The 15,520-nt window shown below is 44.8% G+C and carries 15 protein-coding genes; 11 read left to right on the top strand and 4 right to left on the bottom strand.

Features of this window, described 5'->3' with window-relative positions; all coding sequences use genetic code 11:
• Positions 1 to 22 precede the first annotated feature (22 nt).
• On the bottom strand, positions 23 to 904 hold the full coding sequence (locus KI742_RS04330) for an AraC family transcriptional regulator (protein WP_130545363.1): 882 nt from the start codon (positions 902 to 904) through the stop codon (positions 23 to 25).
• Between the two features lie 206 nt (positions 905 to 1,110).
• Between KI742_RS04330 and KI742_RS04325 the strand changes: the two genes are divergently transcribed.
• The 7 genes from KI742_RS04325 to KI742_RS04295 all read left to right on the top strand — a co-directional run bounded on the left by KI742_RS04325 (position 1,111) and on the right by KI742_RS04295 (position 7,645).
• Complete coding sequence (locus KI742_RS04325) at positions 1,111 to 2,259, top strand: iron-containing alcohol dehydrogenase (RefSeq protein WP_130545362.1); 1,149 nt, start codon at positions 1,111 to 1,113, stop codon at positions 2,257 to 2,259.
• Between the two features lie 294 nt (positions 2,260 to 2,553).
• Complete coding sequence (locus tag KI742_RS04320; RefSeq protein ID WP_005376394.1) at positions 2,554 to 3,210, top strand: lysoplasmalogenase; 657 nt, start codon at positions 2,554 to 2,556, stop codon at positions 3,208 to 3,210.
• A gap of 162 nt (positions 3,211 to 3,372) precedes the next feature.
• A complete protein-coding gene (locus tag KI742_RS04315; RefSeq protein ID WP_213871096.1) occupies positions 3,373 to 4,107 on the top strand; it encodes an amino acid ABC transporter ATP-binding protein in 735 nt (244 codons plus the stop codon).
• Positions 4,107 to 4,904 (top strand): amino acid ABC transporter permease, encoded by a 798-nt coding sequence (locus KI742_RS04310; RefSeq protein ID WP_005376396.1) that lies wholly within the window; start codon positions 4,107 to 4,109, stop codon positions 4,902 to 4,904. The genes KI742_RS04315 and KI742_RS04310 overlap by 1 nt, the downstream gene beginning before the upstream one ends.
• A gap of 9 nt (positions 4,905 to 4,913) precedes the next feature.
• Positions 4,914 to 5,732, top strand: coding sequence for a transporter substrate-binding domain-containing protein (locus KI742_RS04305; RefSeq protein WP_086047417.1), 819 nt, complete (start codon positions 4,914 to 4,916; stop codon positions 5,730 to 5,732).
• 81 nt (positions 5,733 to 5,813) lie between these two features.
• Positions 5,814 to 6,734 carry an amino acid ABC transporter permease gene (locus KI742_RS04300; protein WP_213871095.1) on the top strand — a complete coding sequence of 307 codons (921 nt, stop codon included), beginning with the start codon at positions 5,814 to 5,816 and terminating at the stop codon, positions 6,732 to 6,734.
• Between the two features lie 92 nt (positions 6,735 to 6,826).
• Positions 6,827 to 7,645 carry an EAL domain-containing protein gene (locus KI742_RS04295; RefSeq protein WP_005386068.1) on the top strand — a complete coding sequence of 273 codons (819 nt, stop codon included), beginning with the start codon at positions 6,827 to 6,829 and terminating at the stop codon, positions 7,643 to 7,645.
• Between the two features lie 106 nt (positions 7,646 to 7,751).
• Here KI742_RS04295 and KI742_RS04290 read toward each other — a convergent pair whose 3' ends face one another.
• Positions 7,752 to 8,285: an RNA-binding S4 domain-containing protein gene (locus tag KI742_RS04290; protein ID WP_005376400.1), complete on the bottom strand. Its 534-nt coding sequence runs from the start codon at positions 8,283 to 8,285 to the stop codon at positions 7,752 to 7,754.
• A gap of 226 nt (positions 8,286 to 8,511) precedes the next feature.
• On the opposite strand from KI742_RS04290, the gene KI742_RS04285 reads away from it, so the two are divergent.
• The gene (locus tag KI742_RS04285; RefSeq protein WP_213871094.1) at positions 8,512 to 9,465 is read left to right on the top strand and encodes an endonuclease/exonuclease/phosphatase family protein; all 954 of its coding nucleotides are present in this window, start codon (positions 8,512 to 8,514) and stop codon (positions 9,463 to 9,465) included.
• 17 nt (positions 9,466 to 9,482) lie between these two features.
• Here KI742_RS04285 and cra read toward each other — a convergent pair whose 3' ends face one another.
• Complete coding sequence (gene cra / locus KI742_RS04280) at positions 9,483 to 10,463, bottom strand: catabolite repressor/activator (protein ID WP_170893210.1); 981 nt, start codon at positions 10,461 to 10,463, stop codon at positions 9,483 to 9,485.
• A 373-nt stretch (positions 10,464 to 10,836) separates the two neighbouring features.
• On the opposite strand from cra, the gene fruB reads away from it, so the two are divergent.
• From fruB to fruA, 3 genes are read left to right on the top strand one after another with little or no spacing between them, the layout of a single operon-like run.
• On the top strand, positions 10,837 to 11,970 hold the full coding sequence (gene fruB / locus KI742_RS04275) for a fused PTS fructose transporter subunit IIA/HPr protein (protein WP_005386065.1): 1,134 nt from the start codon (positions 10,837 to 10,839) through the stop codon (positions 11,968 to 11,970).
• Positions 11,971 to 11,979: 9 nt separating this feature from the next.
• Positions 11,980 to 12,951 carry a 1-phosphofructokinase gene (gene pfkB / locus KI742_RS04270; RefSeq protein WP_005386058.1) on the top strand — a complete coding sequence of 324 codons (972 nt, stop codon included), beginning with the start codon at positions 11,980 to 11,982 and terminating at the stop codon, positions 12,949 to 12,951.
• Positions 12,952 to 12,969: 18 nt separating this feature from the next.
• Positions 12,970 to 14,709: a PTS fructose transporter subunit IIBC gene (gene fruA, locus KI742_RS04265; RefSeq protein WP_005376409.1), complete on the top strand. Its 1,740-nt coding sequence runs from the start codon at positions 12,970 to 12,972 to the stop codon at positions 14,707 to 14,709.
• Positions 14,710 to 14,791: 82 nt separating this feature from the next.
• On the opposite strand, the gene KI742_RS04260 is transcribed toward fruA, so the two are convergent.
• Positions 14,792 to 15,502 (bottom strand): hypothetical protein, encoded by a 711-nt coding sequence (locus KI742_RS04260; protein WP_005376411.1) that lies wholly within the window; start codon positions 15,500 to 15,502, stop codon positions 14,792 to 14,794.
• Positions 15,503 to 15,520: the final 18 nt, after the last annotated feature.

Below are 15,520 nucleotides of genomic sequence, written 5' to 3'. Positions count from 1 at the left end.
CGCCATTTTGAAATAAAGATCACTAAGCCTTTGTTGACCTTGGCGTTTCATTAAAATGCCGCTTGTACTCGCGACTAAACTGTGATGGGCTCGTGTACCCGACCATTCTCGCTGCATCATTAACACGTCGCCCCTCTAACTGGATCAATTCGCGCGCTTTGTTAAGTCGAACTTTCTTAATATATTGCAGCGGAGATTCAAGCGTGACATTGCGAAATGCTTGATGGAAAGCAGACACACTCATGTTGGCTTCTTCAGCCAATGCTTGTACGTTCAACTGTTCGTGATACGCTTGATGCACGCGATTTAGTGCTTTAGCGACCCTCGCGTAAGAACCTTCTTGATGTGCTAGGTCAAATAAAACATACCCCTCTTTGCTCACCAAAGTACGATACACAATTTCCTCAAGAAGCAGCTCGCCAAGCATGATAACATCAAGCTCGTCACACATTGCTTTCATTAACCGCTTGCACGCATCCAACATACCTTCATTCATACGTACCGACTTAAGGCCGCAACGGGTAGCATCCAGACACTTATTACTGAATTTCTCACCCTCTAATTTTTTAACGAGTTTATGAAGAAGCGTTGGCGAAATATCTATCGAAATGCCAAGTAAAGGCTCATTGTTTGTCGCAAACGCTTCGCACTCTAGTGGCATGGGAACCCCGACAACAAGGTAATCATCGGGCCCATATTGCACTGGTGTATCACCAATATGAATGTTCTTATGCCCTTGACCCAATACGATGATGCCGGACTGATAGACAAACGGCTGGCGATGATTCCCTTTGCTACTGCGATAAAACCATACGCCATCTATCGCTGTTTTCTTCATACCTTCTAGGTCATGCAGCCCCTGCTTTTCAACATATTGCTGCATGATATTTGCGAGAGTGTGCATTAGAGCGCTCCATCAATGACCAACGAGTTTGGTCTCTATTATCGTTTCGAGCACTATACTTCCTCTCGACTTTAACTTTCTAGCTCAAGAGCATTAATTTTGTAGAAATAGGCAAATTATTTGCAGAAATCGACCTGTTAACCATCATTAATCAGGACTAATATGCATGTATTCAATCTCCTTCACTGGAAGCAAGAGGGCTAATAATGAACTTTTCTTATGTAAACCCAACCAAGATTTTCTTTGGTCAAAAACAAATCGCAGCAATCAAAGAAGCTATCCCATCCGACCAAAAAGTTTTAGTGGTATACGGTGGTGGCTCCATCAAAAAAAATGGCGTGTACGACCAAGTAGCAGAAGCTCTTGAGGGACATGAATGGCTAGAGTTTTCAGGTGTTGAACCAAACCCAACCAAAGAAACACTCGATAAAGCAGTCGCAATGGTAAAAGAGCATGGTGTTTATTTTATTCTAGCGGTAGGTGGTGGTTCAGTCATCGATGGTTCCAAATACGTAGCAGCGGCATCAATGTATGATGGTGATGGTTGGGATATCATGATTGGTAAGCACCAAGTCACTGAAGCGACGCCTCTAGCTGCAATTTTGACATTGCCAGCAACAGGCTCAGAGTCAAACATGGGCGCAGTTATCACTAAAAAAGAAACTCAAGACAAACTTCCGTTCATGTCTCCAGCAGTGCAGCCAAAATTTGCCGTGTTAGACCCAGATGTAATGAAAACACTGCCAGAACGCCAGCTTATCAACGGCATTGTTGACGCATGGGTGCACGTATGTGAGCAATACTTGACGCTTCCTACCGGTGCAATGGTTCAAGATGGTTACGCAGAAACACTGCTGAAAACTTTAAAAACACTCGGAGAACAGTTTGCGGAACGAGACGACGATATGTGGCGCGCAAACTTAATGTGGTCTGCTAACCAAGCATTGAATGGGTTAATTGGTAGTGGCGTTCCACAAGACTGGGCGACACATATGATCGGCCATGAATTAACCGCTCTATGGGGCGTTGATCATGCGCGTTCTCTTGCAATTGTCCAACCATCGTTACTTCGTAACCAAATGCAGTTTAAGCGCCCTAAGTTAGAACAAATGGGTCGCAACGTATTTGCTCTTGAAGCAGGTGAGGATTTAGCAGAGCGCACAATCGAAGCTATCGAAGCGTTTTATCATCAACTTGATGTCGCAACTAAGCTCGAAAACTATGGTGAGAGCCGTGAACAAGCTATCGATGCCATCATTGATCAACTAAACAAACACGGCATGACTGTTTTAGGTGAAAACCAGGCGATCACACTTGAACGTAGCCGAGAAATCTTAGAGTTAGCTGTCTCATAACTGCAACAATTCTTCACTGCCCTTCCTAGGGTTTAACGGTATTGTGACTTAACAGTCACAATACCGTTTTTTTATGCTATTTTGTAAGCCACATCACGTTCAAAACGAGGAGGCCTCTAAAAACAACGATTCCCTCCAGACAAAAAATCGGCCGTGTTGGTTAGTAAAGAGACAACTGTCCAGCTTTACACAAATAAAAATAATTGAGATCAAAGAACGAGTTAACTCGTTAATTAAGTTTTGATTTGTTGTAGTGATGTACTACATAATTTTGTCTGTTCGAGAAAACACTTTATGTGGCTAGTTGTTGTCGTATTAGCATTCATACATATCATCAGTATCCGTAAAGGCTCTAAATGGCTCTTTTACGTTTCTAAACCATTACCAGTGCTCTGTATGCTTGGTATTTTAATTCAGTCCCCGGCTTACCCAATGCCATATGCGCATTGGATTTTGATTGGCTTATCGCTCTCGTTGCTTGGTGACGTGTTATTAATGCTCCCTAGAGACAAGTTCATTACAGGATTAGTGCTCTTTTGCTCTGCCCATCTCTCCTATAGTTATGGTTTTGCCATCATGTCAGCGTGGCATTTTACACCTTGGCTCCCAATTGCCTTGTTCGGACTCGGTATATGCGTCTACTGGTTGTTCCGACCGGATCTCGGTAAAGAAAAACGGCCAGTTGCTAGTTATATATTGGTACTGATGACTATGTGCTGGGCTTCGATCGAGTATTATTTGAGTGGGAAAACACAATCCTCCTCTTTTGCAGTGCTCGGAAGCTTTATCTTTATTATCTCTGGCATCGTATTGGCTTTCGAACGCTTTGGAGGACGGTCAATATTTTCACGACAAGTTGTCATGGTGACCTACTATTCTGCACAGACATTAATGGTTATGTCTGTTGTTGCGATTGTTGTTCGTTATCCGTATCTCGTTGAACTGAGTTAGTCATACTCTAGACTGCACCAACATTAAAGAAACATGGATGTATCTTGTAAGCGATCTGAATAGAGTCTTAAAATCATCGCCTAAACATTAGCTTATTCTTAATGAAATTACGCGCACAACTTGCTATTGTAAAAGGATATTTTTCCGTTATAGCGTGCCCCTTTGAAAGAGAATACTCCCGTCGTTGAGTTTAGCGACGTAAATAAGTGGTATGGCGATTACCACGCTCTAAAAGACATCAACTTCTCCGTGCATTCTGGCGAGATCGTCGTGGTGTGTGGCCCTTCAGGTTCCGGAAAATCAACGCTCATTCGTTGCATCAATCATCTTGAATCGATTCAAGAAGGTCAGCTTCATGTGTTCGACCAGCCTTCTCACGCAAAATCTCTCAAGCCCGGTAAAATCGGCATGGTGTTCCAACACTTTCACCTTTTTCCTCATTTGACTGTACTGGAAAACCTCACCTTAGCGCCGATTCGCACACACAAATTATCAAAACAAGAAGCTGAAAAACGCGCAAGACATTACCTAAAGCGAGTCAATATTGAAGAGCAAGCGAGTAAGTATCCTATCCAGCTTTCTGGCGGTCAGCAGCAACGCGTCGCGATTGCCCGCTCCTTGTGTATGGAACCGGATTTACTCCTGTTTGACGAGCCAACTTCAGCGCTTGATCCGGAAATGATCAACGAAGTGTTGGATGTCATGGTTGAGCTGGCTCAAAGCGGAATGACGATGATTTGCGTCACGCATGAAATGGGATTTGCCAAAAAAGTAGCGAACCGCGTGGTATTTATGGATGAAGGCCAAATCGTGGAAATGAACTCTCCAGTCGCCTTATTTGAGACACCTCAGCATCCACGAACCCAAGCATTTTTGAACAAAATTTTAAGTTACTGATGATAGTTCGCGTAATCAAACCTGTCCTTCAAGCTTTACTGCAAATGACGCTCCTCTTCATCGCGATTGTGTGGGTGTTGGACTCTGGTGCCGACGCTATGGGCTATCAATGGCAATGGGAGCGCGTACCTGATTACATCGCTTTTTATGAAGATGGAGAATGGTGGCCGGCAGAACTTATTGATGGGTTATTGGTCACGCTTAACATCTCTGCTATTAGTCTATTTTTTACCTTAGTGTTGGGGTTGGTTACCGCGTTACTAAGGCTTAGCGATTCGAAAGTCGGCAATGTTATTGGTACCACTTATGTCGAAGTAATACGTAACACGCCGTTGTTGGTGCAAATCTATTTACTCTACTTTGTGTTTGGCCCCGTGATTGGTTTGGACCGATTCAGCACCGCCGTTTTGGCATTATCCCTTTTCCAAGGTGCCTACACCGCGGAAATATTCCGTGCAGGTTTAAACAGTATTCCTAAAGGGCAATTCGAAGCAGCACAAACTCTCGGGCTATCACCGTTTTACACCTACAAAGACGTAATTTTGCCTCAGGTTTTACAGCGCACATTACCGCCATTAACCAATGAAGTGGTTTCTTTGATCAAAAACTCTTCCATTGTAAGCGTGATGGCGATTTTTGATCTAACAACACAGGCACGCAACATCGTCTCAGAGACGGCGATGCCGTTCGAAATTTGGTTTACCGTGGCAGCAATTTATCTTGCTCTCACTCTGTCACTTTCTGGCTTGTCTGCATGGCTAGAACACAAACTCGGAGCCAGTTGGCGCAAATTATAAGGAGATAACATGAAGTTATTCAAAGCGACCATTACTGCATTATTAGGGCTAGCCATCGCTATGCCTACAATCGCGAAAGAAGATGTTGCCACACCCAATGTAGATCAAATCAAAGAACGAGGCACTTTGCGCGTTGGTATGTCAACATTTGTACCTTGGGCAATGCGTAACAAGCAAGGTGAGTTAATCGGTTTTGAAATCGATGTTGCCAAACGCTTAGCACAAGATTCAGGTTTGAAAGTGGAATTCGTACCGACTGCGTGGGATGGCATTATTCCCGCACTACTGGCGAAAAAGTTCGACGTGATCATCGGTGGCATGTCGGTTACGCCTGAGCGTTCCAAAAGCGTCTTGTTTACTGAGCCCTACTCGCACTCAGGCGTTCAAGTAGCAGCAAACAAAGAACTCGCCTCTGGTTTTAGCGAATTTTCGGATTTTGACTCACGACGCGTAAAAATTGCGGCTCGTCGCGGCGCATTCACCGTTCAAGTAGCCAGAGAAACCTTCCCGAAAGCGAAGATCCTGCAATTTGATGACGACGCGCAAGCGTTCCAAGAGGTGCTGAATGGTAACGCCCACGCGGTCATTGCTTCTAGCCCAAAACCAGAACATGAGACAGTGAAACACAGCGACAAACTATTCCTTCCATTTTCTGAGCGACTATCACAAGGTAACGAAGCCTTTGCAGTTCGCTTGGGGGAAGAAGATAAAAAGGCCTTTTTCAATAAATGGATTGAAGCAAGAACCCAAGATGGATGGTTAAAACAGCGTTATGAATACTGGTTCTCGACATTAGATTGGCAAGATCAAGTCGCGCAAGGCCAGTAATCTAAATGGCTCGTGGACGCCGCGAGCCTATACTCTCCAATCATCCATTTTACTTTTCCATAACTTATCGGAGTCAAATTTTTGGGCGAACACACTACCACTCGCACAGCACCCGCGAAATCCAGCACAGGCTACCTTTTACCGCAATTAAACACACTAGACTGGGTACTACTTGTTATGTGCGGTATCGGTGGTGTTTGGCTGTACCATCGGTCCGCTGTTGGTGTGCATTATTTGTGGCAGTGGAAAGAGGCGCTTGAATTACTTTTCACGCCTAGAGCAGATGGTGGTTTGCCCTACTTCTTCCAAGGTTTGATTTCGACGTTAAGGCTCAGTATTTGGGGCATCAGCTTCGCATTAGCGTTTGGCACTTTGTTAGGCTTAGCACGCTTCTCTCGTTCCGTTTGGTTGCGCACACCTGCCAATGCATTTATCCAGTTAGTGAGAAACATCCCTCCGTTGGTGTTTGTTTTTATTTTCTACTTTTTCATATCTAACCAATTGATCCCGTTACTCGGTTTGGAAGATCTTCTACGAAACTACAACGGCGAACCAAATACGCTACAGCACTTTCTGTTTGGGCCTTCGAACCTTTGGGAAAACCTTGCCTCTGGCGTGTTATGTGTCGGCTTACTCTCTTCTGCCTACATTGCAGAAGTTGTGCGCGGTGGTTTACAAAGTATCGACCAAGGTCAGTGGGAAGCGGCTGACTCATTGGGCTTGTCTCGATGGGTGAAATACCGATTTGTTATCGCGCCACAGGTGCTTAAATCAATAACACCTGCACTTGCCGGTCAAACCATCTCTTTGGTGAAAGACACCTCTATTGTTTCACTGATTTCGATACAAGAAATGACGTTTGTTGGGACAGAGATGGCAAATTCATCAGGGTATATATTTGAAATTTGGCTGATTGTCGGCCTTGCTTACTTCTTAATTTGTTTTGGTCTGTCACTTATTTTTCGCCATATTGAAGCAAAATCGGAAGCCATTTCAAATTAACTCAACCGCATATGTAATTAGGCACATTTGATTCTTCAAATCAGAATTGCACCCTGTTACATTGGCAAGATGCTAAATTTTCGGCGTTTTTCATGGAGTTAAAGAATCAATCCGACTACGAGCGATACATAAAACAAGATAATCTTGGTGAATATTACGTAGTTCTCAATCAATTCACTTTTCACAGTGTTTATCAGCCAATTTTTGATAGACGCCAACGTATTATTGGTATGGAAGCCTTACTGCGTATTCGTGGCATTGATGGTTCCCTAATTCGTCCTGACGTGTTTCTGGCCAATAATGGTCTTGATCCCTACTTTCGCTTATGTGTAGAGTTTTTATCCAGAGCAATGCACATTCGAAATTTTGCACGCTATTTCGCGGGGACGCCGATCAAACTGTTTCTTAACGTCATGCCTCAAACGCTACTCACACTAACCAAAGACATGGGCTTTAAAGATAACGGCCTGCTTTACAAACGCCTTTCCGAACTTGGTATGAGCCCATCAGACGTCGTTTTTGAAGTAGTCGAAGAGTCATGCGGAAATACGGATTTATTAATCAAAGCCGTACAGTTAATGAAAGCAAATGGTTTTATCTTTGCTATCGATGATTTTGGCGCCCAACATTCTGATATCGCACGTGTTCAGCAGCTCTGCCCTGACATCATCAAAATCGATCGTTCCTATTTGCTAGACTACTGCGCCGGAGAAACCTTTTCCATACATAGCGCCGTTGATCTAGCGGATCATATGGGAGCAAAAGTCATTATAGAAGGGGTTGAAGAAGACGTGCAGCTACAAGCTATGTATCAACTTAATTTGGATTATTACCAAGGCTTTTACTTAGGAAAGCCTTGTGCCATTCATCACTGGACAGATAGCCTAAACATCGAGACGACAGTGCATTAACACTACCCACTTACAGCACAGTGAAACCAAAAAAGCGCCGATATAATATGCTCGGCGCTTTTTAGTTTTACTCAGATGCCACTTATTTAGTTAAGCGTTCATTTCCCTAGAAAAAATCAATAGAATTACGTCCGCTCTTCGGATCACGAGTGGCTTGCGGTTTGTCTTCTTTTTTGCCTTTCTTAGCAGACTGAGACAACGCTTCTTTCTGCGCTTTACGCTCTTTATGTGCCGCTTTACGGCCTGTTGATTTAGGCCCAGAGGCTTTGGGTGACTTACTTTGACGAGACTTATCTTTACGAGAAGACTGTGCTTCTTTTTTCGCTTTCTTTTCTGCTTTTTGCTCTGCCGTCTCAGGTTCGGTTACTGGCGCATCGCAAACCACAACATAATATTCCTGGTTAAACTCAAAAAAGTCACCATCATACATCTTGCGGCGCTTACGTGTTTCTAGTTCACCATTCACCGCGACGTAGCCTTCCTCGATGATATGTTTTGCTTCGCCGCCACCGCTGACCAAGTTTGCGATTTTAAAAAGCTTGTACAGTTCGATTGGATGCGCATCAACATCGATGCCAATCGCTTCGATCTCAATCTCTTCGCCTTCTAAATACTCTTCGTGGTCGTAATCTTGGGTCATGTTACTTACTCTTACTATTTGATGCCCTGAAGTTTAAACGCAATGCTTAAAAATAGAAACCTCTGCCGATGTTCAATCACCGATTCGCCTTGGCGTTTGAGCACCTCTTAACCCATTTAACTTGTCGCTTGTTAGCTTGTATACCGATGCGTAGCTCAAACGAAGATGCAATTACGCAACCTGAAGGTATATACTCTCTAAGTTATTGTTGAAAAGAGTGAATACTTTGTCTCAACCAAGTAGAATTACCTTTGTCACTGCGAACTTGTTTAATTTTGTCGCACCGCCTAACGCCTACTATGATTTCGAGAACATATACTCGTTAGAGCAATGGCGAGACAAACTTTCGTGGACGCAACGTCAAGTTGAAAAACTGGAAGGCGACGTGATTGGCTTACAAGAAGTATTCAGTATCGAGGAGACCCAGGCATTCTTTTCAACCATCGGCTACCCCTACTTTGCGACCGTTGACACTCCACATGTTGAGGATGAGTACATTTACTCAAGCCCTGTTGTGGCAATCGCATCTCGGTTTCCAATAGAAAAAGTACAAGCGGTAGAGTTTGACTTAGCAACGCTTGAACCTTTTGGAGTAAGTGTTGCTCCAGAGTTCAGTCGCAAACCCATCTATGCCCAAATAATACATCCTGTACTTGGTCATATCGCCGTTTACGTAACGCACCTGAAATCTCAACGCCCGGCCGACTCAGAACAGCCAGAAACGTCTAGCACGATTATTGGGCGCTGGTTATCCACCCAGCAAAGAGGCTGGGAAGCAGCGATGTTAAGAGACGCGATGCAAAAAAGGTATCGAAAAGAACCAATGCCGACAGTGTTAATGGGCGATATGAATCAACCTATCACTCCTATCAGCGTTAACAGCGCATTGGTATCCAATACTGGTGACAGCGTCACTGAATTACAACTCAAAGATGGTTGGTTATTGCAAAGTGACGCTCAGAAGGATGAACGCCCCGCCACGCATTATCATTTTTCCACTGGGAACGTACTCGACTATATCTTGCTCTCACAAGAGTTTGACACCTTATCAGATATATCGGTTGCCGAGGTTGTTGACTATCAGGTGTCTAACCAACATCTGATCAACCCGATTTATGACAGAGATAAAAACGCCAGCGACCACGCATTTGTGGCGCTGACGGCTGAAGTAAAGCTTTGAGCAACCTATTTAGTGACTTAGTGACGTCTCACAATTTTACGCGGGATAAGTTCTACGCCAGGCTTGTAACGCTTAGCGGAAGCGTTGAGTGCTAACTCCATTGCGCTGTCCGCGATCAACTCAAACTGTTGAGGCAAAGAGTTGATTTTCACAGGCAAGAAGTCCAGCAGTCGATTATCACCAAATGTCGCTAAACGCACCTTTCCCATCAGTTCTGGTTTTTCTAGCATTACATCCAACACACCTTCTAACAGTGTGTATGACGTTGTAACAATGGCATCTGGCAATGCGTTCTCTGTTAACCATCTCTCTAAGACTTTCTTGCCTTCTTCCCGGGAGAAGTGTTGTCCATAACCCACTGTTGCCGTTTTACCACCTTGTTGAGAAGCAGATAGAAAACCGAGCTCACGCTCTTTTGAGACTTGAAGATCTTGCAATGCACCGATTAAGCCAATGGACTTAATATCCTCTGACAGTACTGACTGAGTGAGTTCAAGTGCGGCATCAAAATCTTCGCTGATGACACAACAAAAGTGCTCATCATCCATTGGACGGTCTAGCGCGATAACTGGCGTACCAGAATTTTGCAACTTAAGATAATACTCGTTTGCAGTGGGCATACCACTTGCCACAAACAACGCATCAATACGACGACTGACTAATGCTTCCGCCACCTTTTGCTCTGTATCAGGATCATCATCAGAGCAGCCAATCAAAATTTGGTACCCCGCTTTCCGAGAGTTCTGCTCTATCAACTTTGCAAGACGCGCATAACTGGTGTTCTCTAAGTCTGGGATGATAAGCCCAAATGAGCGTGAATTACCTGCCCGCAAGGAAGACGCCGCATGATCTGGCTTATAATTGTACTCATCTACAACGGCCATCACCTTTTTCTGAGTCTTCTCGCTGATGCGGTATTTCTGCGCTTTTCCGTTAATCACATAGCTTGCAGTTGTCTTAGAAACACCCGCTAATTTGGCTATTTCATCCAGTGTCATATTCTAAACCTTATTCTGTGCGCGCGATCATATTAATACATCAACGATCTTTCGATAAGTTGAATTATAAGCTGAACCGATTCAGTATAAAAGCTGAAAGGATTCAGCAAAACTTAAAAATTGACGTAAATCACCTGAATACACAACAAACCAATTTGTGAGCTAGGCTATAGGACAGCGGCAAAGGCTCGTTTGTTAACGTCAGTTTTTAAAACAGTTTTTCTGAGTCTTTTAAAAAATTTACCAACAAGCTGAATCGATTTAGCTTGAAATATAAAAGGTTTGAGGAGTGATAAGCGCTCAGAAGAAGCGGCGTTCAACTTCTCACACAGAATACATTTTTAAATTGATACCTTAAGGCTGGAGAAGCACCATGCTTAAGCTAAATAAGAACGACATTACCCTCTCGCAATCAGCGACAGATAAGTTTGAAGCAATAAAGAGTATTGCTCATAGCCTGACTGATAAAGGCCTAGTTGAGCAAGGTTACGTTGAAGGCATGCTAAACCGTGAAAACCAAAACTCTACGTTTTTGGGGAACGGTATTGCAATACCGCACGGTACAACCGACACTCGTGCAATGGTGAAAACAACGGGTGTTGCTGTGCACCACTTCCCACAAGGTGTCGACTGGGGTGATGGCAATACTGTGTTCGTCGCTATCGGTATCGCAGCTAAATCTGATGAGCACCTTGGCATTCTTAAACAGCTCACCAAAGTGCTAGGCGCAGATGGCGTAGAAGAACGTCTGCGTAATGCAAAAAATGAAGACGAAATCATCGCCCTACTGCACGGTGATGTTCAGCTTGAAGCAGACTTTGACGCTTCTTTAATTCAACTGATGTTCCCTGCGAGCGACATGCTACAGATGAGTGCTGTTGCTGGTGGTCTGTTGAAAAATACGGGATGTGCTGATAACGAATTCGTTGCAGATCTCGTTACCAAACAACCAACTCACTTAGGTAATGGCCTGTGGTTAATTGGCAGTGACAAACATGTCACTCGCACAGGTGTGTCATTTGTCTCGACGGCAAACGACTGCGAATATGAAGGTCAAAAAGTGCGTGCACTTGTCGCGTTCGCGGCATGTAACAATGCTCACCAACCTATCCTAAAAACGCTTTCTAATATTGTGTTTAACAATGAACACGGCAAGCTTTTAGATGCATCAGTAGAACAGATTCTTGCTTTGTTCAAAGGTGAAGAAGTCACAGCTGCATCTTCAGAAGAAGGCAATACCGCTGTATTTAAAATCAAAAACTCTCACGGCCTACATGCTCGTCCGGGGGCAATGTTAGTCGCAGAAGCGAAAAAGTTTGAATCCACTATACGTGTTTCCAACCTAGACGGAGATGGAAAAGCAGTAAACGCGAAGAGCCTAATGAAAGTCATCGCGCTGGGCGTTAAGCACGGTCACCAACTTCAATTTACAGCAGAAGGCCCTGATGCGCCGCAAGCCTTGGAGTCTATCGGAAATGCAATCGCTTCTGGCCTTGGTGAAGGTTAAGGATCCGATATGACAAACAAAACAAATAAGGTTGTCACTATTACGCTCAACCCGGCATTGGATTTAACAGGTTCAGTAAATGAACTAAACGTTGGTTCCGTGAGCTTAGTACAGCAAAGCAATCTCCACGCTGCAGGTAAAGGTGTCAACGTAGCAAAAGTGTTGAGCGATTTAGGCGCAGATGTCACGGTTACCGGCTTTCTTGGTAAAGATAACCCTGAGCTATTCCATCAGCTTTTCAATGACATCGGCGTTAAGAATGAGTTTGTAGAAGTACAAGGTGCAACTCGTATCAACGTCAAGCTCGTTGAGGCTAATGGAAACGTTAGTGACATTAACTTCCCTGGTGTTCAAGTTACGGCAGAAGAAATCGCGCGCTTTGAAGAAACCCTATTCCGCCTTGCTGAAACACACGATTACTTTGTATTGGCAGGCAGCCTACCGGGCGGTGTTACTGCAGAGCAATGCGCTGCATGGATAGAAGCACTGCATCAACAAGGCAAAAAGGTGTTGTTCGACAGTAGCAAAGCCGCATTGAAGTCAGGTATTGATGCTCACCCATGGTTAATTAAACCTAACGATGAAGAACTTGGTGATTTTGTTGGCGAACATCTAGAAACGCCTGAACAATGCCAAGCTGCTGCGCAAACACTGAGCGACAAGGGCATAGAAAACATCGTGGTTTCTATGGGACCTGACGGTGTTATGTGGCTCAACCAAGGCGAATGGCTTAGTGCAAAACCGCCTCGAATGAATGTAGTGAGCACCGTTGGCGCAGGCGATACGCTGGTCGCTGGCTTGTGTTGGGGCCACATGCAACTGATGCCTAAAAACGATTTATTGCGCTTCGCTACGGCACTTTCTGCTTTGGCAGTTAGTCAAGTTGGCGTAGGGCTAACCAGTCAGGAAGAACTGGAAAATATCAAGCGACAAACTGAAGTTAGCGCGCTTTACCCTATTACAAACTTAGAACAAAACTAAGGAACAGAAGGTTATCGTATGAATATTGCCATTATTACTGCCTGTCCGAGCGGTGTAGCAAATAGCATCCTTGCGGCAGGATTACTAGAACAAGCCGCCGCAAAATTAAACTGGAATGCCAAAATAGAATGTCAATCAAGTGTGGTTGAACCAACACTATTGACGGAAGCTGACGTTGAACAAGCAGAAGTCATTGTCATTGCGGCAAATACTAGCGTCGACACTTCTCGTTTTGTAGGAAAAAAGGTTTACCAAGCGGAAATTAGCGAAGTAGCAAAAGACGCAACTGCGTTTCTCCAGCAAGCGGTTGAAAACGCCACTTTACTTGAAAAAGCAACCACACTTGCAGCCCCTATCACTACAGATACAACATCAGCATCAAAGAAGATTGTTGCAATCACGGCATGCCCTACTGGCGTTGCGCATACCTTTATGGCGGCAGAAGCTTTAGAAGAAGAAGGCAAGCGTCGTGGCCATCAAATCAAGGTGGAAACTCGTGGTTCAGTTGGCGCTAAAAACCAACTGACTGAGCAAGAAATTGCAGATGCCGATCTGGTGATCATTGCTGCGGATATTGAAGTGCCACTTGATCGCTTTAACGGCAAAAAGATGTACCGCACGAAAACAGGCCCAGCTCTGAAAAAAACAGCCGAAGAGATGGACAAAGCATTCGAGCAAGCCACGGTGTATCAACATTCTGGTTCAGCTAACTCTTCATCTTCCACCGAAGAGAAAAAAGGCGCTTACAAACACCTGATGACCGGTGTGTCTCATATGCTGCCTGTGGTTGTCGCAGGTGGTCTGATCATCGCTCTATCTTTCGTGTTCGGTATTGAAGCATTTAAAGAAGAAGGCACACTAGCAGCAGCCTTGATGAACATTGGTGGTGGCTCTGCATTCGCATTGATGATTCCTGTACTTGCTGGCTATATTGCGTTTTCAATCGCTGACCGTCCTGGTCTCGCTCCTGGTCTTGTTGGCGGTATGCTAGCAAGTTCTACTGGCGCAGGTTTCCTTGGCGGTATCGCGGCTGGTTTCATTGCTGGTTACGCAGCGAAACTCCTCGCAGATAAGGTGAAACTGCCACAATCGATGGAGGCGCTAAAACCGATTCTGATCATTCCATTTGTGGCAACATTGTTCACCGGACTTGTCATGATCTACATCGTAGGCGGCCCAGTTTCAGGCATCATGAACGGCCTGACTGACTTCCTAAACAACATGGGTTCTGACAGTGCAGTACTACTGGGTATTATCCTTGGCGCTATGATGTGTTTCGACCTAGGAGGCCCGGTAAACAAAGCCGCTTACGCATTTGGTGTTGGCCTTCTGGCTTCACAAACTTACGCACCAATGGCGGCAATCATGGCCGCAGGTATGGTTCCTGCGCTAGGTATGGGTTTAGCGACCTTCATTGCGAAGAACAAATTTGAACAAAATGAACGTGAGGCTGGTAAAGCATCATTTGTCTTGGGCCTGTGTTTCATCTCTGAAGGCGCAATTCCATTTGCTGCGAAAGATCCAATGCGCGTGATTCCATCTTGTATGGCCGGTGGCGCGCTTACTGGTGCCCTATCGATGCTATTCGGTGCGAAATTAATGGCACCACACGGCGGTCTATTCGTGCTGCTAATTCCTAACGCAATTTCACCAGTATTAATGTATTTAGTGGCTATTGCAGCGGGTACAGCGGTAACTGGCTTTACTTACGCATTCTTAAAAAGCAAAGCAGAAGCGAAACAAGAAGTCGCAGCTTAGTTAGAGCGACTCCGGTTAACAATGCCACCCTCGAATTTGGCATTTAGCACCTCCCTTTAATTCCGGTTAAGGGAGGTGTTTTTTATTCCGCAGCCGGAACGGCTACAATGTCTACTTCCCCACTGCTCATATCCACCGTTGCTTGATAAGCGCTATGTGGGTCACCGTAGTGCTTGAAGGTAAAGTGGTAAACGTTAGCTGGCGTCCACAAGGTTTTTGACTCTGCGGGCAGAATGTCATAGCCGTCTTGCTGATAAAGCTCTGTCGCCATTACATTTGCGATTGCCGCCTGCTGGTTAGCGTCTCGATCCACCTTTGGCTCTAGTGACGGGTTACTTGGATAAGACTCACCGTTGTAACTCATGAGTCGATATGAGCCATTACTCCAAACGATAAAGTCCTGCCAACCATTACTGTAACTGTCGGCTAGTACAATAGGCGTGCGAGTTACCGACATTCGATTAATAACGTTTCCCTCATTATCAAACATATATGCAGAGCAGCCACCACTACCACAGAAATAGCGATCTTGAAGCAACACTATGTGTTCTGCCTTTCCGTCGCTGTTTAGGTCGGCGCTACCCGATAGATAACGTAGATTGTCTTGCTCGAGCGACAGCCCTTCAGGGGCTAAAACCTTACTATCAATCCAACTGGAAATTACTTCAGCACTAACACTGTTGACTTTAGGGGCAGGTTGTTTGGTTTCTGTCGGCATGCTATCCGTCGCGGTGCAGCCAACCAAGGTGAAAGAACCAACGAAGAAGAGTCCGTTTAATATGCGCTTATTCATGTAATCTCAATCTTTGAT

The organism is Vibrio sp. D417a (genome assembly GCF_030248595.1).
GTDB classification, from domain to species: Bacteria; Pseudomonadota; Gammaproteobacteria; order Enterobacterales; family Vibrionaceae; genus Vibrio; species Vibrio alginolyticus.
The sequence above is the reverse complement of the archived record's forward strand: the minus strand, read 5'-3'. Positions and strand labels throughout refer to the sequence as shown.

What these genes read in the sequence shown, in the direction of transcription:
- KI742_RS04325 (WP_130545362.1), top strand. Translation starts at nt 1,111, where the DNA reads ATGAACTTTTCTTATGTAAACCCAACCAAGATTTTCTTTGGTCAAAAA.
- KI742_RS04320 (WP_005376394.1), top strand. Translation starts at nt 2,554, where the DNA reads ATGTGGCTAGTTGTTGTCGTATTAGCATTCATACATATCATCAGTATC.
- KI742_RS04290 (WP_005376400.1), bottom strand. Translation starts at nt 8,285, where the DNA reads ATGACCCAAGATTACGACCACGAAGAGTATTTAGAAGGCGAAGAGATT.
- KI742_RS04310 (WP_005376396.1), top strand. Translation starts at nt 4,107, where the DNA reads ATGATAGTTCGCGTAATCAAACCTGTCCTTCAAGCTTTACTGCAAATG.
- pfkB (WP_005386058.1), top strand. Translation starts at nt 11,980, where the DNA reads ATGACAAACAAAACAAATAAGGTTGTCACTATTACGCTCAACCCGGCA.
- fruA (WP_005376409.1), top strand. Translation starts at nt 12,970, where the DNA reads ATGAATATTGCCATTATTACTGCCTGTCCGAGCGGTGTAGCAAATAGC.
- KI742_RS04295 (WP_005386068.1), top strand. Translation starts at nt 6,827, where the DNA reads ATGGAGTTAAAGAATCAATCCGACTACGAGCGATACATAAAACAAGAT.
- KI742_RS04330 (WP_130545363.1), bottom strand. Translation starts at nt 904, where the DNA reads ATGCACACTCTCGCAAATATCATGCAGCAATATGTTGAAAAGCAGGGG.
- fruB (WP_005386065.1), top strand. Translation starts at nt 10,837, where the DNA reads ATGCTTAAGCTAAATAAGAACGACATTACCCTCTCGCAATCAGCGACA.
- KI742_RS04305 (WP_086047417.1), top strand. Translation starts at nt 4,914, where the DNA reads ATGAAGTTATTCAAAGCGACCATTACTGCATTATTAGGGCTAGCCATC.
- KI742_RS04260 (WP_005376411.1), bottom strand. Translation starts at nt 15,502, where the DNA reads ATGAATAAGCGCATATTAAACGGACTCTTCTTCGTTGGTTCTTTCACC.
- cra (WP_170893210.1), bottom strand. Translation starts at nt 10,463, where the DNA reads ATGACACTGGATGAAATAGCCAAATTAGCGGGTGTTTCTAAGACAACT.